The organism is Pseudomonas sp. zfem005, from assembly GCF_032621735.1.
In the GTDB taxonomy this organism is placed as follows: domain Bacteria; phylum Pseudomonadota; class Gammaproteobacteria; order Pseudomonadales; family Pseudomonadaceae; genus Metapseudomonas; species Metapseudomonas solani.
Genome location: NZ_JAVYJE010000003.1, coordinates 148303 through 168264, shown reverse-complemented (window position 1 = coordinate 168264; position 19962 = coordinate 148303). Strand labels below are relative to the sequence as shown.

The window sequence follows — 19962 nt, the reverse complement described above, 5'->3', positions numbered from 1 at the left end:
GCACGTTCGAGTCCCCGGGCGGGCGGGATGTTCCGCCGCCGGGCAGCGACAGGGCGCCTGCCCCGTGCGCGGGCCCACGGGGCCGAGCGCCGTCGGCCTGTGCCGGGGCGCGGCGGCTGTCATTCCGGCTGGTAGTCCAGGGAGCGTCGGGACGACTCCGGCAGTGCCAGGCCACCGGCCAGCGCCAGCAGCGCAATGGCGATCAGGTAGAGGGCCGGTGACAGGCGGTCGCCGGTCTGCTCGATCAGCCAGGTCGCCACCAGTGGTGCGGTGCCCCCGAAGACCGTGTACGCCAGGTTGTAGGTAAATGCCGAGGCGGTGTAGCGCACCTGCGTCGGGAACTGTTCGGACAGCAGCACGGCCGTCACCACGCCACAGACCACTGCACCCACCGCCAGCAGCATCGCCCCCAGCGCCGCGGCCAGCAGGCTGCCCGACGCTGCCAGCACGAAGGCGGGGTAGACCGCGATGATCAGGCAGGCGCACCCCGTGGCGATGGTGCGCCGACGCCCGACCCAGTCCGAATAGCGTCCCACCAGCGGGCACAGCAAGGCGGCGAACAGCAAGGCCATCAGGCTGGCGAGCAGGGCGGTCGGCCGCGAGGCACCGCCGACCACCTGCATGTAGGTGGTGAGGTAGGTGGTGAACGTATAGAACGACAGCGCAGTGGCGGAAATGAAGGCCGACAGGCAGAGGATCGTGCGGCCGTGCCCCTGCAGGGTTTCCTTCAGCGGCGAGTGGGCGGCCTGCGGGGCGGCCGCCAGGGCACGGAACGCCGGCGACTCGTCCAGGTGCAGGCGCATGTACAGGCCGATCAGCCCCAGGGGCGCCGCGATCAGGAAGGGCACGCGCCAGCCCCAGCCCTGCATCTGGGCCTCGGACAGGAGCAGCCCCATGCCGAACACGATGCCGGCGGCGGCAAAGGCCATGAACGTCGACACCGGGACGAAGCTGCCATAGCGGGCCTTCTGCTCGGGAGGCGCGTGCTCCATGACGAACGCGCAGGCGCCGGCGTACTCCCCGCCGGCGGAAAAGCCCTGGATGCAGCGGGCCAGGGCCAGCAGCAGCGGGGCGAGCAGGCCGATGGGCGCATAGGTCGGCAAGAGGCCGATCAGGGTGGTGGCCGCGGCCATCAGCAACACCGTGATGGCCAGGATGCGCTTGCGCCCGACCTTGTCCCCGAGGATGCCGAAGACGATCCCGCCCAGCGGGCGCAGGGCGAACGACACGGCAAACACGGCGAAGGTTTGCAGCAGCGCGAGGGAGGCGTTGCCCGGCGGAAAGAACAGGCCGGCGATGGTCACCGCGAGGAAGCCGTACACGGCAAAGTCGAACCACTCGACGAAGTTGCCGATGGCCGACGCGGCGATGACCTTGCGCAAGGTCGCCGGATCGACGGACGAGGTGGTGTGGGAAATAGCCTGGATGGTCATGGTCGCTCCGAGCCGTCTGGTGGTCACGGACGCATCCAGCCTGGGCCTTGGCGTCCCCTGCCGGCAACCTACCGAGCCTGTCCGCGACCTTGCCCCCCGGATGCGACCCGTAACCAGCCGACAGCGACACCGGCGCGCGCCTGCCTGGTTCCTGCCGCGCCGGTACGACTGGGACGATGGCGGGCATTTCCGTACCTGCAGCGCAGGGTCGCAAGCACGGAAATGCCGGCGCTGGCAGGCTCAGGCGCCGCCGCGGAAGCAGGAGACGCCCCAGGCGGTGAGCTTGAACGGCAGGTGGTAGTGCTGCCCGCTGTCGGCCAGGCCGAAGCGGTAGACCAGCAGGTCGAGGAAGGCCGGCTCGGGCAGCGCCATGCCCCGGGCGCGGTAGAAGTCCGCCACCTGCAGGCGGACCTCGTAGACCCCCGGCACGCAGCGGCCGGTTTCGCCCGCGAGCCCGGCGAACAGCCCGTCCGCGCCGATGCGCCCGGCGTGGATCAGCTCGCGGCGTTCGCCGTCGAGGCGCTCCAGTTGCAGCGCCAGCCCGTCGGCGACGCAGCCGCTGGCGACGTCGACGACATGGATGGAAATGCCCTTCACGTCCAGAACCCTTCGTGGGGCGCCGCCGCCTCCTGCTCCAGCATCGGCCCCAGCACCGTCACCTGGCGCTGGCCGCGGGCGAACACCTCGCGGCAGGGCAGGGAGAAGGTGGGGTTCTCCGGGTGGGCGCCGGTCAGCTCCAGCAGCGCGTGCTCGGACAGCGCATAGACCACCCGGCCGACACCGGTCCAGTACACCGCGCCGGCGCACATGCAGCAGGGTTCGGCGCTGGTGTAGAGGGTGCATTCGGCCAGGGCCTCGGGGCTCAGCAGGCGTGCGGCCTTGGCCACCGCCACCAGTTCGGCGTGCTGGGTCGGGTCGCCTTCCGGCGGCATCGAGTTGTTGCCGGCGCTGGCAATCACCTTGCCGTCGCGGTCCGCCACCAGGGCGGCGAAGGGGTGGCGGCCGCGCTGGCGCGACGCCTGCGAGAGGCGGATGGATTCGCGCAGCAGTTCCAGGTCGAGGTCGCTGACCCCGGCGGGTACCAGGTGGGTGAAGGTCATGGGTGACTCCTTGGGCAGTGGGTGCGCAGGGCGCGAGAGAAAGGTCAGTCGGCGAGGTCGGCGGTGCCGCTCGCGGTGTGCTCGGCGGGCTCGCGGCCGTTGAGCAGCAGGTTGAGGACGATGGCGGTGATGGCGCCGAGGAAGATGCCGCTCTCCAGCACCAGCTTCAGGGCGCCGTGGGCATGGGCGAAGAGCGCGGGGAAGGACATCGGCAGCACGCCGACGCTCACCGAGACGGCGACCACCAGTGCATTGCGCGTGCCTTCGAAGCGCACCCGCGAGAGCTCCTGGATGCCCGCCACCGTGGTCATGCCGAACATCACGATGGCGCCGCCGCCGAGCACGGGGGTCGGCACGGCGGCGATCAGGGCGCCGAGCTTGGGGAACAGGCCCATGAGGATCATGATCCCGCCGGCGGCGGCCACCACGAAGCGGCTCTTCACCTGGGAGAGGGCGATCAGCCCGGTGTTCTGGGTGAAGGCGTTGTAGGGGAAGCTGTTGAACAGGCCGCCGATCACCGTGGACAGGCCGTCGGCGCGGAAGGCGTTGCCCAGGGTGCGCGCATCCACGGAGCGGCCGGTGAGTTGGCCGATGGCCAGGCAGTTGCCGGTGGTCTCGGCCATGATCACCAGCATCGCCAGGGTCATGATCAGGATCGGCGTCAGCGAGAACTGCGGCACGCCGAAGGCCATGGGGGCGGAGAGTTCGAACCAGGCCGCCTCGCCGACGCGGCTGAAGTCGGTCATGCCGCAGGCCGCCGCCAGCAGGCTGCCCAGCAGCAGGCCGATGAGCACGCTGAGGTTGCCGATTAAGCCGGAGAAGCGCGCATAGACCGCGAGGATGATGGCGGCCGTGGCCAGCCCCAGCAGCAGGTTGGCCGGCGCGCCGAAGTCCGCGGCATCCGGGTTGCCGCCGCCCAGCCAGATAGCCGCTGCGGGCATCAGCGAGATGCCGATGATGGTGATCAGGCTGCCGATCACCACCGGCGGGAAGAAGCGCAGCAGGCGGCTGAACACCGGTGCCAGGGCGATGGTGATGACCCCCGCGGCGATCACCGCGCCGAACACCTGGGCCAAGCCGTATTCCTTGCCGATCATGATCATCGGCGCCAGGGCGATGAACGAACAGGCCTGCACCAGCGGCAGGCGCGCACCGAACTTCCAGAAGCCCAGGGTCTGGATCAGCGTGGCGATGCCCGAGGTGAGCAGGTTGGCGTTGATCAGCAGGACGATCTGCGCGTTGCTCAGGCCCAGGGCGCTGCCGAGGATGAGCGGCACGGCCACGGCGCCGGCGTACAGCACCAGGACGTGTTGCAGGCCGAAGGTCAGAAGTTGCCGGATGGGGAGTCGCTGGTCGACCGGATGGGTGGGGCTCATGGGTATCTCCTGGAGGTGCAGCTGTTTTTGTTATTGGGGGCGGGTTGCCCAGCGTTTCGAGGAGGCAGTGCTGGCTTGCGGGCATCTTCAGGGGCTTGAAGGCGATGGAACAAATGAATAACCATCGCTTACTCCGATGGTTGCGGTGGGCACGACGATGCGTTTTTCCCTTGATCAGCTCCAGGTGTTCGTCGCCGTGGTGCAGGCCGGTTCCTTCTCCGCCGCTGCCCGGCGCCTGGGGCGCACCCAGTCCACCGTCAGCGCGGCCATCGCCAACCTGGAGACCGACCTGGGTGTGGAGCTGTTCGACCGCTCCACGCGCATCCCCACCCTCACCGCCGGTGGCCACAAGCTGCAGCTGGAGGCCGAGGCGGTGCTGGCGCGTTGCCTGGCCTTGCAGGGGCATGCCGACAGCCTGGCGGAGGAGACCGAGCCCAGCCTGACCCTGGCCATCGAGGTGCCCTACGCGACGGTGATGCCGGTGCTGCGGGACTTCGAGCAGGCCTTTCCCCATGTCGACCTGATCATCCGCCACCCGCACCACGGTGATGTCGCCGGCATGCTGCAGCGCGGCGAGGTGGAGCTGGGCATCGCCTTCTCCCAGCCGGAATACCCGCGCGAGCTGGAATTCCAGCAGCTGGGCAAGCTGATCATGGTCCACGTCACCCACCCCCGGCACCCGCTGGCGCAGCGCGAGGAGGTCAGCTTCGACGACCTGCACGCCCATCGCCGGCTGGCCTTCAGCGCCCACGCCAGCAAGCTGCCCAGCAGCGAATACCTGCGCGCCACGCGATTGTGGCAAGCGGAGAGCTACATGGCGCTGGTGGAGATGGTGCGGGCCGGTCTCGGCTGGGCGACCCTGCCGCGCCAACTGGTGCAGCGCGAGCTGGTCGCCGGCGAACTGGTGGAGTTGCAGCTCGCCGCCTACCCCCACACCGACTGGCTGGTGGGGGTCGACCTGCTCTGGCAGCGCCGCCATGGCCGTGGCCAGGCGCAACGCTGGCTGCGCGAGCGGTTGATGGGCACCAAGGTGTTCGAGCTGGACCGCCAGGGCAGGGCGACCACGCTCTGACGCGTGCGGGTCAGCCCTGCGCCTGGAGCTGTTGCAGCGCGCGGCGGGTGACGGCGTCGATATAGGCGGGGGCGTTGTAGATGCGCGCGAGGAGGATGGCGCCTTCGTAATCGGCCACCAGTTGGCGGCCCAGCTCGCCGGCCTGCGCCTCGCCGAAGTTCGGTCGGTAGAGGTTGGCGAAGGCGGCGGCCCAGTCGTCGAGGAAGCTGCGGATCGGCTCCATCAACTCGCTCTTGCCGTAGGTCGCATCCACCGCGACCACCGCCATCAGGCAGCCGATGGCATCGTCCTGGAACAGCTTGCCGGCCTTGTGGCCGATCTTCGCCAGGCGCTCGTGGGGCGCCAGTTCTTCATCGAAGGCGATGGCGAACAGCGCCTTGCCGATGCGCTCGTGGGTCCAGGCCAGCACGTCGCGCAGCAGCGATTCCTTGTTCGGGTAGTGGTGGTAGAACGAGGCCTTGGTCAGCCCGCACGCCGTCGCCAGCGCATCCATGGTGGTGCCGTGGTAGCCCAGCCGCTTGAAGGTGTTGGCGCAGTGCTGGAGGAGTTCGTCGCGGGAGATTTTTGGCGGTCGCACGGTGGATTTCCTGCTCTCGATCAAGGCCGCTGATTCTAGGGCATAAGCCTCGCCACCTCAATTTGACGGTTACCAAATGTTTGTTTAGTTTCTCCTGGCCGAACAAACGGTAAGTAACTGGCGAAGCCTTCGCCAGACAGCCATCGACACCCAGGAGACTATTCATGAGCGAAGCCAACAGCGGGGCGGGACGCGTCACGCGGGAACGGCGGGACCCGTTGTTTCTGATCGGCCTGGACCGGGCAGGCAAGCGCAATGCCTTCGACAGCGCCATGCTCGCCGACCTGTCCCTCGCCATCGGCGAATACGAGCGTGACGAGGCCATGCGCTGCGCCGTGCTCTTCGCCCATGGCGAGCATTTCACCGCCGGCCTCGACCTGCTGGAGCTGACGCCCAAGCTCGCCTCCGGCGGCTTCCAGTACCCCAGCGAGGGCATCGACCCCTGGGGCGTGTCCAAGCCGCGCCGCACCAAGCCGGTGGTGGTCGCGGTGGAAGGCACCTGCTGGACGGCGGGCATCGAGCTGGTGCTCAACGCCGATATCGCCATCGCCGCCCGCGACGCCCGTTTCGCCCATCTGGAGGTGCTGCGCGGCATCCCGCCGTCCGGCGGCTCCACCGTGCGCTTCACCCAGGCCGCCGGCTGGACCGACGCCATGCGCTACATGCTCACCGGCGAAACCTTCGACGCCGCCGAGGCGCTGCGCATGCGCCTGCTCACCGAGGTGGTCGAGCCGGGCCAGGCGCTGACGCGGGCCATCGAATATGCCGAACGCATCGCCAAGGCCGCGCCCCTGGCCATCCGCGCCACGCTGCAGTCCGCCTTCCAGGCGCGGGACGAAGGCGCTGACGCGGCACTCTCGCAGCTGAACGAACTGCTGTTCGGACTGATCCGCAGCGAAGACGTGCGCGAAGGGGTGATGGCGATGATGCAGAAGCGCGAACCGGTCTTCACAGGCCGCTGAAGCGCGGTTGAACGGTCGGCGGCCACCCGGGCGCCGGCCCGACCTGGATAGCTGGATAGATGAATAGCTGGAACATGAACGAGACGATGACCAAGCACCTTCCCGAACAGGGCATCCGCGTGGAGAAGATCAACCTGCCCGCACGCGACGGCTACCCCCTGGTCGCCACCCGCTACCACGCAGCGGGCGAGGCCCGGGGCAACCTGCTCCTGGCCGGCGCCACGGGTGTGCAGCAGCGCTTCTACCGACGCTTCGCCGAGCATGCGGCGTGGCAGGGGCTCAACGTACTGACCCTGGATTACCGCGGCGTCGGCGAATCCGCCCCGGCGACGCTCAAGGGCTTCCACATGGCCTACCTCGACTGGGCCTACCAGGACCTGGCTGCCGCAGTGGACCTGCTCGGCGCCGACGCGCTGCCGCTGTACTGGGTGGGGCATTCCTTCGGCGGGCACGCCATCGGCCTGCTGCCCAACCATGATCGCCTCGCCGCGTGCTACAGCCTCGGCAGTGGCGCCGGCTGGAGTGGCTGGATGCCCCGCGACGAGGCCCTGAAGACCCGCCTGCTGTGGAGCCTGGTGCTGCCGCCCATCGTCGCCTGGAAGGGCTACATGGCCTGGAGCCTGCTGGGCATGGGCGACGACCTGCCACTGGGTGTGTACCGCGACTGGAAGCGCTGGTGCCGCCACCCGCACTACTACTTCGACGACCCCGGCATGGCCCATGTCGCCGGGCTCTACGCCAGTGTCCGCACGCCCTGCGTGTTCGCCACCTCGGTGGACGATCCCTGGGCACCGCCGCGCTCGCGGGACGCCTTCGTCAAGGGCTACAGCAACGCCCCGCTGACCCGGCGCGACCTGCATCCCCCGCAGGGCGGCGAGCCCATCGGCCATATGGGCTATTTCCGCGCGGGTTCCGAACCGCTCTGGGACGACATCCTGAAATGGCTGCTGGCCCACGCACCGCAACGCCGTGCCAGGCACCCCGAACCCACTCCCTGCTGAGGATATGGCCATGCCCCTGCTGCTGCAGCTCCACCTGTTCGCCGTAGCCTTCTGGCTCGGTGTTGTCGCGGTCGAATTCCTGCTGGAGCAGGGGCGCGCCACCAGCCGCGCCCAGGGCTTCACCGTCGCGCGGATGCACCGGCGCATCGACCTGTTCTTCGAGATGCCGGCCTTCAGCCTGGCGCTGGTCACCGGGCTGCTGCTGATCGAGCCGGTGCGCTTCGACGGCCTCTATGCCTTGAAAGTGGTCGCGGGCCTGGTGGCCGTGGCCGGCAACGCCCTCTGCCTGGTCCCCGTGCTGCGCCGCCGCAGCGCCGCCGAAGCCGATGACCTCGGCGGCGTGATCCGCCTTTCCCGGCAGATCGACCGCATCTCCCTGCTGGCCATCCCCGCCGGGCTCCTGGCCCTGGCCTGCGGCGTCTACCTGGCGCTGATGCGTTGAGGCTCCCGGGCTGAAGCCCGGGCTACGCCCCGTAGGTTGGGCTGAGGTACGAAGCCCAACGCATAGACATTAAGACCGGGGACTTACTGCCAACCAGTCCCGGACTTCCACTTTGCGTAGCCTGGGGTCTGCTCGGTATCCACCCCTTCGATGAAGCAGTAATTGCGGGGAATGCTGCCTTTGTAAGCCCAGGCTCCGTTGGTGGATTTTCCCTGTGGCGGGCCGTTGTGCCCGTTGTCCCCCTGCAGGGTGCCGGAGAAGATGATTCCCGGCTCGGTCAGCGTCGTCCAGCGAACCTTCACCGCAACGCAGTTGCCCGCCAGGATGAGGTTGATGTAACCCTTCTGGCCGGCAGTGGTGTCGTCCCACAGGAACACGTTCAAGTGATGCTCGAGCCTGACCGAGCCTGTGGCCAGCTGAATGCCCCGCTGCTGGGCTGTCTCCAACCCGGCCTGGTCCAGAGACTGTCTTAGGGTTGCTAGACCAACGCCTGCCTTGTCGATGACGACATGTCTGTATTCCTTCACGTATCGCTCCTTGTGATGTTTTCGGAAGTGCCGAGCCTAGACCCAGGTCGCAAAAATTCCAGTCGTAGGTTGGGCTGAGGTACGAAGCCCAACGCAGCGATGTGCAGTCTGGACTAGGGCATCGAGATCAACAGTCTTGGTTACTCGCCGCGATTCGCTCCTTGAAAATCGATACGCATGACAGGGCGGCGTGTGTCGAAAGCCCAGGATAGAGCCGCTTGAGCTCTACCACGGCACGAGCGGTATGCCCGTCGGCAATGAGTGCCCGGAGTTCCACGGTGGTGACGACCTTGCCCTCGATGCCGATCGGATCGAACTCGGGCTTCCAGTCGCCCCAGTCCAGGGGCCGAGGAAACGAGCCCCAAAGCTCTTTCTGATACAGGCAGATGTAGCCCCTGATTTCGTCGTTCTTCAGGTATTCGCAATCCGTGCATTTGCTGGGTACGAACAGAGGTTGCCGCGAACGCTCATCGAGTCTCTCCACCGGTTCGGTGCTGCCGAAGATGGGGCAAGCACCGTGATCGAGGGTCTGGTACATGCCGACAGTGTTGAAGTTGCGCACGCACCCGCCTTCGAACAAGGACTCACATGATCGGCATTTATGCGGTACCGCGCCCGAGAGAAAGTGGTTGTAGGGCTCAGGGGCCTGGCTGCCCACTACGGGGCAGGCCGGAAAGGCGTATCGATACATGAATGCGTCCTTAAGAGGTCAGAGCGGCTGTCCAGCCGAGCTGCCAGCAATCTCCTTAATCATCGCCTTGACCGCCGCTTCGCTGTCCACCGATGCAGGTGCGGAGACGCGGAACTTGAGCAGGCTGTCGCCCAGCTCGAACAGGTAGAGCGAGGAGCGGATCGGTTGCACTTCGCCGGCGAAGGGCTCGACGAATTCGAAGTCCGCGCGCAGGCCGGGGATGGCCTGGCCCCGGTAGTCCAGGGTCACCGGTTGCTCGCCGACCAGCTTGCCGGTCTTGTGGAAGGCGAGGATTTCCTGCTTCTGCTGTTGCTGGTGGTTGAGCACCAGCTGGTGCCGGGCCGCTGCGATGACATCCGCCGGCGAGCCGATCGAGCTGACCTGCGGCACCGGGTAGACATAGGCGGTGAAGACGACGGGCTGGGCGATCAGCTCGGAGTTGTAGCCGACCATGATGTGCCGGGCCCGCTCGTCGAAGCGCATGATCTGGATGCGGAGGAAGATGCCGGAGGTGGTCGGGAAGACGATGCCGGTATCGTCATGCCGATAAGGGCCGGCGGCGGGGATGTCCTGGGGCTGGAACGGGCTGTTCTGGCAGCCCGCGAGGGTGATGGCCAGCAGCAGGGTGAGCAGGTACTTCATGGGACGTTCCTTGTCGTTGCACTTTGATAAGACGCGCTGTTAGCAAAGGTAAGCGTCTTGCACCAGGGCTGTTCACCTGCAGGTCGCCGGCTCTGGTTCAGGCGTGGGGCCTATTTGATGGGAAGCAGGGGGACCACTGGCGTAACGGTTATGGAGTGCTGCGATGGTTCCCCCAGAAGGCCGTTGCGGATCTCGATCGAGTCGATCTGAACATCGGCCAGTGTCGGGTAGAGCTTGCGGAACACTTCCAGGTCGCGCTCGTGCTTATCGGTATGAACGATCTTTGCGCCGACGGTGAGGCTGATCTTGCGGACGGGAACGAAGTGGAAGGTACCTAGGTAGGTAGCTTTGCCTGCCACGACTTCGAAGGGAACGACATCGGAGGCAGTGGCGGAACTGTTGACCACACCACTCCCAGTGCCCCACTTGGTCATCAGGTAATGCCCTGCGGGAAGCGAGGCGGCGAATAGGGCGCCGCTGTAGCCGTAGCTGGAAAAGTCACTCCTGGAAAAGGACGGATACATGGAGCTGCCTACCGTGAAGTAGTTGCCCTTGCCATCCTCCATTCTTTTGTACTCGAGGTTGTATTTGGCCAGCGCGCCATCGTAGGTCAGGGCACCGATGACCAGGCCTTCACCGCTGGCGGCGTTCAGTTTGTAATCGCTACGAATGTTGGGGGTGCCGCAGCCGACGAGCAGCGTGGCCAGCAGCAAGGCGAAGATAGGTTTCATGGGACGTTCCCTGTCATGGCGCCCTGATGGCGCGAGCGGGGCGAACGCTACCGACTCGACTATGTGCTGTCCATTGGTGCGACGGAATTTTTCTACTGCTCGCTAAGGTTTCGAGCCTCCCCCTACCTCCGCCTGCAACTCCAGCAACGGCACCGGCTTCGCCCCTTCGGGCGGGGTGAAAGCGAAGTCGGTGGGGCCGACCATGGGCAGGGTGTCCCACTGGTAGGTCACGCTGTGGCGGGGGCGTTCGGGTTGGTCGAGGCGGGTTAGCACCATCTTGCAGGGCAGGGGCTCGTTGCCCTGGCGTAGCCACAGTTGCCAATCCAGGCCCGGCTGGCGGTAGGCGTAGTGCTCGCAGCTCTGGTCGCCGACCTGCTCGGTGCCGACGTGGAGCGCGCTGCCAATGCCCACCCGCTGGGCGGTGTCCGGGTCCCAGTGGATGAGATCGGCCAGCGGCAGCTGGATGCCGTAGCGCTCGCCCAGCAGGGCCAGCAGTTCCTCCTGGCTGGTGGGCGCCACCTCCCGACCGAAGTAGCCCTGGCGGCTGTCGTAGAGGGTGAACTGCTGGCCGTCGTAGAACAGGCTGCGCTGGTAGTCGGTGCTCGTCACCTGCACGCGCAGCTTGTCCGGCGCGCTCACCAGCAGTTGGGTGCGGGCATGCACCACCAGCGCCTGGCCGTTTTCCAGCAACTGATCGCTGTCGCTTTCCGCGTCTATGGCGTACTGCTGCAGGCCGCGCAGGTGTTCGCCCATCTTCACCAGGGCGGCGAGGGCGCCTGGGTCGGGGGCGTCTTCCTCGGCAGCCAGGGCGGTGCAGGTGACGAGGGCGAGGACCAGGACGAGCAAGGGGCGCTGGAGAGAGGCGGGCATGGCGGGTGACCTCGATGCGAGGATGTCGATGGTCGTTAGGTTCCAGGGCTGCGGAGTTGGTTCCGGCCGGCGGTTCGGCGGCGGCTGGCTAAGCTGTCCCGATCATCGATGAAGGAGCACGGCATGACCGCAAGGGAGATCCACAAGGTCCGCACCGCCAGCCTGGAACTGGCCTATGAAGAGCATGGCGCGGGGGATGAGGTGGTGATCCTGCTCCACGGCTTCCCCTATTCGCCGCGTGCCTACGATGCCGTGGCGGCGGCCCTGGCCGCCCAGGAGGGGCTGCGGGTGCTGGTGCCGCACCTGCGTGGCTACGGCTCCACGCGCTTCCTGGCCGGGGACGCCCCGCGCTCCGGCCAGCAGGCGGCCCTGGGCCAGGACCTGCTGGACTTCATGGACGCGCTGGCGATCCCCCGGGCCACTCTGGTGGGCTACGACTGGGGCGGGCGCGCCGCCTGCATCGTCGCGGCGCTGTGGCCGGAGCGGGTGCGGGCGCTGGTGACGGGGGATGGCTACAACATCCAGAACATCGCCGTCTCCGGCACACCGGCCGCGCCCGAGCAGGAGTTCCGCTATTGGTACCAGTTCTACTTCCACACGCCGCGCGGGCACCTCGGGCTGGAGGCGAACCGGCGGGCGTTGTGTCGCCTGCTCTGGCAGCTGTGGTCACCGACCTGGCGTTTCGACGAGGCCACCTATGCCGCCAGCGCCGACGCCTTCGACAACCCGGACTTCGTCGAGGTGGTGATCCATTCCTACCGTCATCGCTACGGCTACGCACCGGGCGACCCGGCGCTGGAGGCCATCGAGCGGCAGCTGGCGGCGCAACCGGTCATCGGCGTGCCGAGCATTGCCCTCAGCGGCCTGGACGATGGCGTCGGCCCACCGCCGGAGGAGGACGACGACGCCGTGCACTTCAGCGGCCCGTACCGCCGGCGCCTGTTGCCCGGTGTCGGCCACAACATCCCCCAGGAAGCACCGGAGGACACGGTAGCTGCCGTGCTGGAGCTGCTGCAGCGCTGAGCCGACGAAGCGAAGGGCCCGTACGGAATATTGCAATCTGGCGGCAGCACACTGCCCGCATCCATTCCCAGGAGGCGTCATCCCGTGAGCCAGAATCCCCTTTCGCCGTACCGCCTGCTGGTCGTCGCGTTCATCGGCCTGCTGGGCCTGCAACAGGCCCTGGCCGACGGCTGGCGCGAGGCTGTGCCGGATGCGCAGGTGGTGGGCCGCGGCGAGTTCAGCGCCTACGGCTTCCATATCTACGACGCCAGGCTGTGGGCCCCCGGCGCGGTGCTGGGGGAGGACCGACCCTTCGCCCTGGAGCTGGTCTACCAGCGCACCATCAGCCGCGACACCCTGGTGGAAGCCAGCCTCGACGACCTGCAGCGCCTCGGCGGCGAGGCGGTGGATGCGGCCCGGCTGGGTGCCTGGCAAGAGGAGATGGAGCGCGCCTTCGTCGATGTCGAACCCGGCCAGCGCATCACCGGCGTCTACCTGCCCGGCGTCGGCGGGCGCCTGTACGTGGAAGGGCGCGCGCCCTATGAGGTGCGCGACCCGCTGTTCGCGCGGACCTTCTTCGGCATCTGGCTGGACCCGCGCACCCAGGACCCCGAGCTGCGCCTGCAACTGCTCGGCGGCCTGCGCTCACCCTTCGAGCCGGGCACGGCGGTGGTCACCGGCTGCTGCCCCGTGCAGCCCTAGCGGCCGCCTGCCTTAGCGCAGGCCCAGCCTGCAGTCCAGCGACCAGGCGCCCGCGCCGCGCCCGACGAGCAGCAGCAGGAGCCCGGCCCAGCTGAGGTGGGTGGACCAGGCGTCGGGGTAGACGAACACCTGGATCACCAGCGTCATGCCCAGCAGCGCCAGGGCCGAGAGGCGGGTGCACAGGCCCAGCACCAGCAGCAGCGGGAACAGGTGCTCGGCGTAGGCGGCCAGGTGCGCGGCCACTTCCGGCGGCAGCAGGGGCAGCGCGTATTCGCTGCGGAACAGCTCGTAGGTGCTGTCGGTGATACTCAGGACACCCTCCACCTTGGTGCGCCCGGAGAGGAAGAACACCCCGGCGATGCCCAGGCGCGCCACCAGCAACAGCAACGCGTCGGGGAGCAGAGCGTGCAGCCGCGCGGCCAGGCTGCGGGGGGCGATGGGGCCGGCCGAGATCGGCTGGGCATGCGGGGTATCCATGGGCGGTGCTCCGGTCAGGTGTCGCGCGTGGCGAGCAGGGGAGTGAAGGCGCCGGCCGTCAGCAGGCGGCCGAGCAGGTCGATGAAATCGAGTGTGGGGTCGGCGGCCAGGGCCAGGCCGCTGGCCTCGTCCAGTGTCAGGCCCCGGGCGCAGGCGTCGAGGAAGGTGCAGCCGCCCGGGCCCAGGGGCTGCCAGGTCACCTGGCCGCCGCTGCGGCCGAGCAGGGCGCCTTCGCCGTGCCATTCCAGGCTGTCGGGCAGGGGCCGCTCCTCGCGCTGGTGGCGCCAGATGCTGTAGGCCGGCATGTCGGCGCACCAGAGCCAGCGCAGTGCCGGTCGTGGGCGCAGGCACAGGGCGCCCAGCGCATCGGGGCCGAGGTCGGCGATGGCGCCGAGCGCGAGAGACGGCCGCTCCGCTGCGGCGAACACCTCGACCCAGAGCCGGTCCAGCCGCGCCACCGCGCCCAGGTAGGGCAGATCGCGGGCCGGCTCGAAGGCATCGAGGAAGTCAGCGAAGCCAAGGCCGTAGTCGAGCAACTGCACCGAGGCCGGGGGCGACTGGCGCACATGCAGCGCCGCCGCCGCGCCGAACCAGTCGGCGCCCACCAGGCGCTCCACTGCCGGGAAGTTGGCCCGCAGCGCGTCCACGCAGCCCTTCATCAGGGTGTTGCGGTAGAGGTCGAAACCGGCCTGGCCGGCGAGTTCGGCCACCAGCCGCCGCTCTGCGCTGTCCGGTACCCCGGGGTTGCCACGGGCGGCGTCGATGAAGGCGTCCTGGAAGGCGCCGAGGTCGAGGCTCATGCTTGTCGCTCCAGGCCGTCCAGCACGGCCTGGGCGATGTCGCGCTCGGCCAGCAATTCGGTGAAGGGGGGGATGCGGTCGTCGCGTTCGATCAGGGTCGGGCGCGGGCCGATGCGGGCGATCAGGCGCCGATACAGTGCCCAGACTGCGGCGTCGATGGGGGCGTCGTGGGAGTCCACCAGCAGCCCGCTGCCGCCTTCGTCGCGGCTGTGCCCGGCGAGGTGCAGTTCAAGGATGGCCTCGGCGGGGAAGGCGTCCACGTAGGCGCCCGGGTCGAAGTCCAGGTTGTGCGCGCTGACCTGCACGTTGTTCAGGTCCAGCAGCAATCCGCAACCGCTGCGCCGGCTCAGTTCGGCGAGGAAGTCGATCTCCTGGCGTTCGTGGCCGTTCATGCGCAGGTAGTGGCTGGGGTTCTCGATGGCGATGCGCCGCCCCAGGGCGTCCTGGGTGCGGGCGATGTTGTCGGTGATGCGCTCCAGTGCCGCCTCGGTGCGGGGGAAGGGCAGCAGGTCCGGGTTGTAGACGCCGCGCCAGGTGGACCAGGCGAGGTGCTCGGAGACCAGGGCCGGCTGTACCCGATCCGCCAGGGCGCGCAGGCGCCGCAGGTGGTCCGGGTCGGGCGGGCAGTCCGCTGCCAGGGACAGCGAAACCCCGTGCAGCGACAGCGGGTGGCGCGCGCCTATGGCGTGCAGCCAGTCCAGGCGCGGGCCGCCGTCGACCATGTAGTTCTCCGGGTGCACCTCGAACCACAGCCCCGGCGCCGTGCAGGCGTGAGCCTGTTCGTAGTGCTCGGGCTTGAGGCCCAGTCCGGCGCCCAGCGGCGCATGGCGTTCCATGGTCGACGGCCGGCGATCAGGACTTGATCGGGGTCAACGAGCCCATGCCGTTGGGCGTCTTGATCGAGGTGCAGGTGCCGGCCGGGACGTTCTTCCAGGCGTCGCCCTGGTAGTCCTTTTTCGAGGTGCCCGCGCAGCTGGTGCCGGCGCCGGCCTTGCAATCGTTCTGCCCGGCCATGGCCACGCCGTAGCACTTCTCCATGGCGCCGGGCTTGGCGTCGGCGGCGACGGCACCGCCGGCGAGGGTGGCGAGGGCCAGGGCAGCGGCGGTGAGAGCGATGTTGTTCATGTCGTATCTCCAATGTCCGTTGAGGGTGGCGACCGGCCTTTCACCGGTAGCTCGATGGGTAATTCGCCGGCACCGGGCATTCGGTTACAGCCCACTGAAAATTTTTTGAGATTTTTTTCGCCGCGCCCTAACGTGTGTCGCCCGAACCCCGGCAGGTGCCGGCGGCGGGAAAATTTCATCCGGTGTGTAACCAGGGCGGTCGATGAAGCGAACTAGTGACCAAGAGGCGCTCGAAGCACGGGAAGCCGGATTGCAGGCCCTGCTGCTCAAGGGGCTGGCGGGTGAGGCGGCCGCGTACCGGGAGTTCCTCGGCCGGCTCGGCGCCCATCTGCGGGCCTTCCTGATGCGTCGCCTGCAGCAGCCGAGTGATTGCGAGGACTTGGTGCAGGAGGTGTTGCTGGCCGTGCACAACGCTCGCCACACCTACCGCGCCGACCAGCCGGTGACGGCCTGGGTGCAGGCCATCGCGCGCTACAAGCTGGCCGACTATTTCCGCGCTCGGGGTCGGCGCGAGGCGCTGCACGACCCGCTGGACGAGGACGACCTGTTCGATGAGGCCGACGCGCAGCCAGGCGAGGCCAGCCGTGATCTGGGCCGCCTGCTCGAGCAACTGCCCGACAAGCAGCGGCTGCCGATCATCCACGTGAAGCTGGAGGGCCTCTCGGTGGAGGAAACCGCGCAGCTCACCGGGCTTTCCAGCTCTGCCGTCAAGGTCGGCATACACCGCGGGCTCAAGGCCCTGGCGGACATGATTCGAGGTAAGCGATGAAGACCGATGACCTGATTTCCATGCTCGCTGCCGGCAACCCGGCCCCGCCACGGGCGCCTTCGGCGCGGCGTTTCGCCCTGGCGCTGTTCTGCGGCCTGCTGGGTGCATTGCTGCTGATGGCCTGCCTGTTCGGCGTGCGCAAGGACCTGGCCGAGGTGGCCGCCACTCCGCTGTTCTGGGCCAAGGTGGCGTTGCCGGCGGCCCTGGTGCTGGGGGCACTCTGGGCCAGCGGCCGGCTGGCGAGGCCGGGCGTGGCGGTGGGCGTGCGCTGGGCGGCCATCGGCGTGCCCGTGGCGCTGGTCTGGGGTGCAAGCCTGGTGCTGTTGGCGGCACTGCCCGCCGGGGACCGGTTGGCGCAGGTGCTGGGCACTACCTGGCGCACCTGTCCGTTGAACATCGCCTTGCTCTCGGTGCCGGCGTTCATCGCGGTGCTCTGGGCCATCCGTGGCCTGGCGCCTACCCGGTTGCGCCTGGCCGGGGCGGCTGGCGGCCTGCTCGCGGGGGCGTTGGCGACCCTGGTCTATTGCCTGCACTGCCCGGAGATGGCGGTGCCGTTCTGGGGTGTCTGGTACGTGCTCGGCATGGCGCTGCCGACCTTCGCCGGCTGGCTGCTGGGGCCCCGCTGGCTGCGCTGGTGATCCGGCCTCGCCGGGCTTGCCCTGAAGCGCCGCGCTGGTGCAGGCTGCGCCGTCCCGTTTCGCAGCCTTCCGGAGCCTTGCCATGTCCGCCGATCACCGCCGTCCCGTTCCCCTGGCCAAGGCCTATCGCCTGATCAACCACGGCCCCACCGTGCTGGTCAGCGCGGCCCATGGCGGCAAGCGCAATGTCATGGCGGCCGCCTGGGCGATGGCCCTGGACTTCGAGCCGCCCAAGGTCTCAGTGGTGCTCGACAAGTCCACCTGGACCCGCCGCCTGCTGGAAGCCTCCGGCAGCTTCGTGCTCAACGTGCCGGCGCGCGGCCAGGTCGACCTGGTGCAGACGGTCGGCTCCAGCTCCGGGCAGACCCTGGACGAGGCGGGGCACGACAAGTTCGACGCCTACGGCATCGCCACCTTTTCCGGCGAGCAGGTCGAGGCACCGCTGGTGGAGGGCTGTGTGGCCTGGCTGGAATGCCGTCTGCTGCCCGAGCCGCACATCCAGGAGCGCTACGACCTGTTCCTCGGCGAAGTGGTGGCCGCCTGGGCCGATGCGCGGGTGTTCAGCGAGGGCCGCTGGAACTTCGAGGGGCATGACGACCTGCGCACCCTGCACCATGTGGCGGGCGGGCATTACCTGGTGATAGGCGAGGGCGTGGGCGGGAAGGAATTGCCGCTCAAGGGGTGAGGGCTTCCCGTCAGGTATGTGGTTTCAACCGCGAAAAGGCATCGCGAATGAATTGGCTCTGTCGGCGTTAGCTGTTGTGGCTTTAATGCCAGTGCTCAAGCACGGCCCTTTCCGGGCGCCCAAGGGTTCGTGCTACCTCCACCGCATGGGTTTCGCTTCGCTCTACACCATCCTACGAAAGCCCGTGCGCACCACATGGCGATACGCTGGACGAAGAAAGTTGGAGCAGCCGCCAACGCCCCTCCAGGAGGCCGAACGCAGTCGTTGCGCCGGGGGACGAGCGGCATGGATGCCCCGAGAGACGGCAGCGGTGAGAGATACCTTGTGTGGGAGCGGCTTCAGCCGCGAAAGATCTTCTGCAGGCGGTAACCCATTCGCGAATGAATGGGCTCCCGCAAGGGGAGACGCCCCACCCGGGAGGGCGGGGCGGTTGCATCACTCGGCGGTGGCGGCCGGGGCGGCCTCGGGCTGGACGGGGATGAAGTCCAGCTGCAGGCGCTCGTGGCTCCAGGCGCGGGTGGCGTTGGTCAGCTCGACGTCGTCGTTCAGCTTGCGGCCGTAGGAGGGGATGATCGCCTTCAGGCGGGCCTGCCAGGTATCGCTTTTCATCTTCTCGGGGAAGGTCTTCTCCAGCACGCTGAGCATGATCGGCGCGGCGGTGGAGGCGCCCGGGGAGGCACCCAGCAGCGCGGCGATGGAGCCGTCGGCGGCGCTGACCACTTCGGTGCCGAACTGCAGCACGCCGCCTTTCTCGGCGTCCTTCTTGATCACCTGCACGCGCTGGCCGGCCTGGATCAGTTCCCAGTCGGCGTCCTGGGCATCGGGGAAGTACTCGCGCAGGGCGGCCATGCGGTCGTCCTGGCTGAGCATCAGCTGGCCGATCAGGTACTGGCTGAGGTCCATGTTGTCGATGCCGGCATTGGTCATCGGGCCGATGTTGTCGGTGGTGATGGCACTGAACATGTCCATGTGCGAGCCATTCTTGAGGAACTTGGTGGAGAAGGTGGCGAAGGGGCCGAACAGCAGCACCTCCTGGCCATCGACCACGCGGGTGTCCAGGTGCGGCACGGACATGGGCGGCGAGCCGACCGAGGCCTTGCCGTAGAGCTTGGCGTGGTGGCGCGCGACGATGTCCTGGTTGCGGGTCATCAGGAACGAGCCGCCCACCGGGAAGCCGGCGTAGCCGTCGGCCTCGGGGATGGCGGATTTCTGCAGCAGCTTGAGGGCGCCGCCGCCGGCGCCGATGAACACGAAGCGGGCATTGACCGCGCGCTCTTCGCCACCCTTGGCCAGGTCGGCGACCACGACTTTCCAGGTGCCGTCTTCGTTGCGCACGATGTCGCGCACTTCATGGCTGAGGTTGAGCTTGAAGTTGGGCGACTCGGACAGCGAGCCGAACAGCTGGCGGGTGATCTCGCCGAAGTTCACGTCGGTGCCGATGGGCATGCGGGTGGCGGCGATCTTCTGGTCCTGGGCGCGGTTCTCCATCACCAGTGGTACCCACTGGGCGATCTGCGCGTGGTCCTCGCTGTACTCCATGCCGCGGAACAGCGGGCTGTGCTGCAAGGCCGCGTGGCGCTTCTTCAGGTAGGCGACGTTGTCGTCACCCCAGACGAAGCTCATGTGCGGCACGGTGTTGATGAAGGAGTGCGGGTTCTTCAGCACGCCCTGGTCGATCTGGTAAGCCCAGAACTGCTTGGAGATCTCGAAGGATTCGTTGATCGCCACGGCCTTGCTGATGTCGATGCCGCCATCGGCGGTCTCGGGGGTGTAGTTCAGCTCGCAGAAGGCGGAGTGGCCGGTGCCGGCGTTGTTCAGGGCGTTGGAGCTCTCCTCGGCGACCTGGTCCAGGCGCTCGAAGGTTTCGATCTTCCACTCGGGTTCGAGCTCGTGCAGGTAGGTGCCGAGGCTGGCGCTCATGATGCCGCCGCCGATCAGCAGCACGTCCAGGGGTTTCTCGGAGGAATCGGGCTGGGAGCAGCCCATGACGCTCAGGCACAGGAGCGCCAGCAGTAGTTTCTTCATTTACCAACCGTCCAGATTTCGAGCATGGCCTGCCGCCCCAGGGGCACGCGGAGTGACGAACCCCGCTGGCTCGGTGGCGCTCGGGTGGTTCGTCTTCCTGGGCTGGCGGCCATGCATTCTCGTGGCCGGGGCGTGTGCGGCGCCCCGGTCAGGCGCCTCGGCGCCCTGCGTGCGGTGGCTGTTCGCCACCGTGGGCGGCCAATAGAGCAAGGAGCGTGCCTGGCAGCTTCAGGCCAGGCGCTGTGCGGGTCATGCCGTCAGGCAGGGGGCTTGTAGTGGCGGGAGTCCGCCATTACAGGGGCACGCGTGGGGTGA

24 protein-coding genes are annotated in these 19962 nt (G+C 68.0%); 9 read left to right on the top strand and 15 right to left on the bottom strand.

What is annotated here, in order from left to right; translation table 11 throughout:
* Window positions 1–119: 119 nt before the first annotated feature.
* The 4 genes from RTW82_RS07555 to RTW82_RS07540 all read right to left on the bottom strand — a co-directional run bounded on the left by RTW82_RS07555 (window position 120) and on the right by RTW82_RS07540 (window position 3909).
* Window positions 120–1433, bottom strand: coding sequence for an MFS transporter (locus RTW82_RS07555; RefSeq protein ID WP_316924728.1), 1314 nt, complete (start codon window positions 1431–1433; stop codon window positions 120–122).
* Window positions 1434–1673: 240 nt separating this feature from the next.
* Window positions 1674–2030 carry a hydroxyisourate hydrolase gene (locus RTW82_RS07550; protein ID WP_316924727.1) on the bottom strand — a complete coding sequence of 119 codons (357 nt, stop codon included), beginning with the start codon at window positions 2028–2030 and terminating at the stop codon, window positions 1674–1676.
* Window positions 2027–2533: a nucleoside deaminase gene (locus RTW82_RS07545; protein ID WP_184488792.1), complete on the bottom strand. Its 507-nt coding sequence runs from the start codon at window positions 2531–2533 to the stop codon at window positions 2027–2029. Before RTW82_RS07545 ends, RTW82_RS07550 begins: the two co-directional genes overlap by 4 nt.
* Before the next feature lie 44 nt (window positions 2534–2577).
* Entirely contained in the window at window positions 2578–3909 is a 1332-nt protein-coding gene (locus RTW82_RS07540) for a nucleobase:cation symporter-2 family protein (protein WP_316924726.1), read from the bottom strand.
* Window positions 3910–4066: 157 nt separating this feature from the next.
* On the opposite strand from RTW82_RS07540, the gene RTW82_RS07535 reads away from it, so the two are divergent.
* Window positions 4067–4981, top strand: a complete 915-nt coding sequence (locus RTW82_RS07535; protein WP_316924725.1) for a LysR family transcriptional regulator — start codon at window positions 4067–4069, stop codon at window positions 4979–4981.
* 10 nt (window positions 4982–4991) lie between these two features.
* Here the strand turns inward: RTW82_RS07535 and RTW82_RS07530 are convergent, their stop codons facing one another.
* Window positions 4992–5558, bottom strand: coding sequence for a TetR/AcrR family transcriptional regulator (locus RTW82_RS07530; protein ID WP_043244788.1), 567 nt, complete (start codon window positions 5556–5558; stop codon window positions 4992–4994).
* 164 nt (window positions 5559–5722) lie between these two features.
* Between RTW82_RS07530 and RTW82_RS07525 the strand changes: the two genes are divergently transcribed.
* The 3 genes from RTW82_RS07525 to RTW82_RS07515 all read left to right on the top strand — a co-directional run bounded on the left by RTW82_RS07525 (window position 5723) and on the right by RTW82_RS07515 (window position 7963).
* Window positions 5723–6520, top strand: coding sequence for a crotonase/enoyl-CoA hydratase family protein (locus RTW82_RS07525; protein ID WP_316924724.1), 798 nt, complete (start codon window positions 5723–5725; stop codon window positions 6518–6520).
* 86 nt (window positions 6521–6606) lie between these two features.
* Window positions 6607–7521 (top strand): alpha/beta fold hydrolase, encoded by a 915-nt coding sequence (locus RTW82_RS07520; RefSeq protein WP_410478780.1) that lies wholly within the window; start codon window positions 6607–6609, stop codon window positions 7519–7521.
* Window positions 7522–7531: 10 nt separating this feature from the next.
* Window positions 7532–7963 (top strand): hypothetical protein, encoded by a 432-nt coding sequence (locus tag RTW82_RS07515; protein WP_271658180.1) that lies wholly within the window; start codon window positions 7532–7534, stop codon window positions 7961–7963.
* Between the two features lie 83 nt (window positions 7964–8046).
* Here RTW82_RS07515 and RTW82_RS07510 read toward each other — a convergent pair whose 3' ends face one another.
* From RTW82_RS07510 to RTW82_RS07490, 5 genes are all read right to left on the bottom strand, one after another.
* Window positions 8047–8490 carry a hypothetical protein gene (locus tag RTW82_RS07510; protein ID WP_316924723.1) on the bottom strand — a complete coding sequence of 148 codons (444 nt, stop codon included), beginning with the start codon at window positions 8488–8490 and terminating at the stop codon, window positions 8047–8049.
* A gap of 127 nt (window positions 8491–8617) precedes the next feature.
* Complete coding sequence (locus RTW82_RS07505; RefSeq protein WP_316924722.1) at window positions 8618–9052, bottom strand: hypothetical protein; 435 nt, start codon at window positions 9050–9052, stop codon at window positions 8618–8620.
* Window positions 9053–9199: 147 nt separating this feature from the next.
* Window positions 9200–9823, bottom strand: coding sequence for a hypothetical protein (locus RTW82_RS07500; protein WP_316924721.1), 624 nt, complete (start codon window positions 9821–9823; stop codon window positions 9200–9202).
* A gap of 110 nt (window positions 9824–9933) precedes the next feature.
* Window positions 9934–10554 carry a hypothetical protein gene (locus tag RTW82_RS07495; RefSeq protein WP_316924720.1) on the bottom strand — a complete coding sequence of 207 codons (621 nt, stop codon included), beginning with the start codon at window positions 10552–10554 and terminating at the stop codon, window positions 9934–9936.
* A 102-nt stretch (window positions 10555–10656) separates the two neighbouring features.
* Complete coding sequence (locus RTW82_RS07490) at window positions 10657–11424, bottom strand: DUF2092 domain-containing protein (protein WP_316924719.1); 768 nt, start codon at window positions 11422–11424, stop codon at window positions 10657–10659.
* 123 nt (window positions 11425–11547) lie between these two features.
* Here RTW82_RS07490 and RTW82_RS07485 point away from each other — a divergent pair, with 123 nt between their 5' ends.
* Together RTW82_RS07485 and RTW82_RS07480 are read left to right on the top strand one after the other, a co-directional pair.
* A complete protein-coding gene (locus RTW82_RS07485; protein WP_316924718.1) occupies window positions 11548–12447 on the top strand; it encodes an alpha/beta hydrolase in 900 nt (299 codons plus the stop codon).
* Between the two features lie 84 nt (window positions 12448–12531).
* Window positions 12532–13128 (top strand): chalcone isomerase family protein, encoded by a 597-nt coding sequence (locus tag RTW82_RS07480; RefSeq protein ID WP_316924717.1) that lies wholly within the window; start codon window positions 12532–12534, stop codon window positions 13126–13128.
* A 12-nt stretch (window positions 13129–13140) separates the two neighbouring features.
* Here the strand turns inward: RTW82_RS07480 and RTW82_RS07475 are convergent, their stop codons facing one another.
* The 4 genes from RTW82_RS07475 to RTW82_RS07460 are packed head-to-tail and all read right to left on the bottom strand — an operon-like array spanning window position 13141 to window position 15530.
* Window positions 13141–13605 carry a DoxX family protein gene (locus tag RTW82_RS07475; protein ID WP_316924716.1) on the bottom strand — a complete coding sequence of 155 codons (465 nt, stop codon included), beginning with the start codon at window positions 13603–13605 and terminating at the stop codon, window positions 13141–13143.
* A gap of 14 nt (window positions 13606–13619) precedes the next feature.
* The gene (locus RTW82_RS07470) at window positions 13620–14405 is read right to left on the bottom strand and encodes a DNA-binding domain-containing protein (RefSeq protein ID WP_316924715.1); all 786 of its coding nucleotides are present in this window, start codon (window positions 14403–14405) and stop codon (window positions 13620–13622) included.
* On the bottom strand, window positions 14402–15241 hold the full coding sequence (locus tag RTW82_RS07465) for a DUF692 domain-containing protein (RefSeq protein ID WP_316924714.1): 840 nt from the start codon (window positions 15239–15241) through the stop codon (window positions 14402–14404). The genes RTW82_RS07470 and RTW82_RS07465 overlap by 4 nt, the downstream gene beginning before the upstream one ends.
* Window positions 15242–15257: 16 nt before the next feature.
* Window positions 15258–15530, bottom strand: coding sequence for a DUF2282 domain-containing protein (locus RTW82_RS07460; protein WP_021217973.1), 273 nt, complete (start codon window positions 15528–15530; stop codon window positions 15258–15260).
* A gap of 202 nt (window positions 15531–15732) precedes the next feature.
* On the opposite strand from RTW82_RS07460, the gene RTW82_RS07455 reads away from it, so the two are divergent.
* From RTW82_RS07455 to RTW82_RS07445, 3 genes are all read left to right on the top strand, one after another.
* Window positions 15733–16299 carry a sigma-70 family RNA polymerase sigma factor gene (locus tag RTW82_RS07455; protein ID WP_031287212.1) on the top strand — a complete coding sequence of 189 codons (567 nt, stop codon included), beginning with the start codon at window positions 15733–15735 and terminating at the stop codon, window positions 16297–16299.
* Window positions 16296–16937, top strand: a complete 642-nt coding sequence (locus RTW82_RS07450; protein WP_184488782.1) for a DUF1109 domain-containing protein — start codon at window positions 16296–16298, stop codon at window positions 16935–16937. The genes RTW82_RS07455 and RTW82_RS07450 overlap by 4 nt, the downstream gene beginning before the upstream one ends.
* 82 nt (window positions 16938–17019) lie before the next feature.
* Window positions 17020–17622: a flavin reductase family protein gene (locus RTW82_RS07445; RefSeq protein ID WP_316924713.1), complete on the top strand. Its 603-nt coding sequence runs from the start codon at window positions 17020–17022 to the stop codon at window positions 17620–17622.
* Between the two features lie 435 nt (window positions 17623–18057).
* Here the strand turns inward: RTW82_RS07445 and RTW82_RS07440 are convergent, their stop codons facing one another.
* Window positions 18058–19647: a malate:quinone oxidoreductase gene (locus tag RTW82_RS07440; RefSeq protein WP_316924712.1), complete on the bottom strand. Its 1590-nt coding sequence runs from the start codon at window positions 19645–19647 to the stop codon at window positions 18058–18060.
* Window positions 19648–19962: the final 315 nt, after the last annotated feature.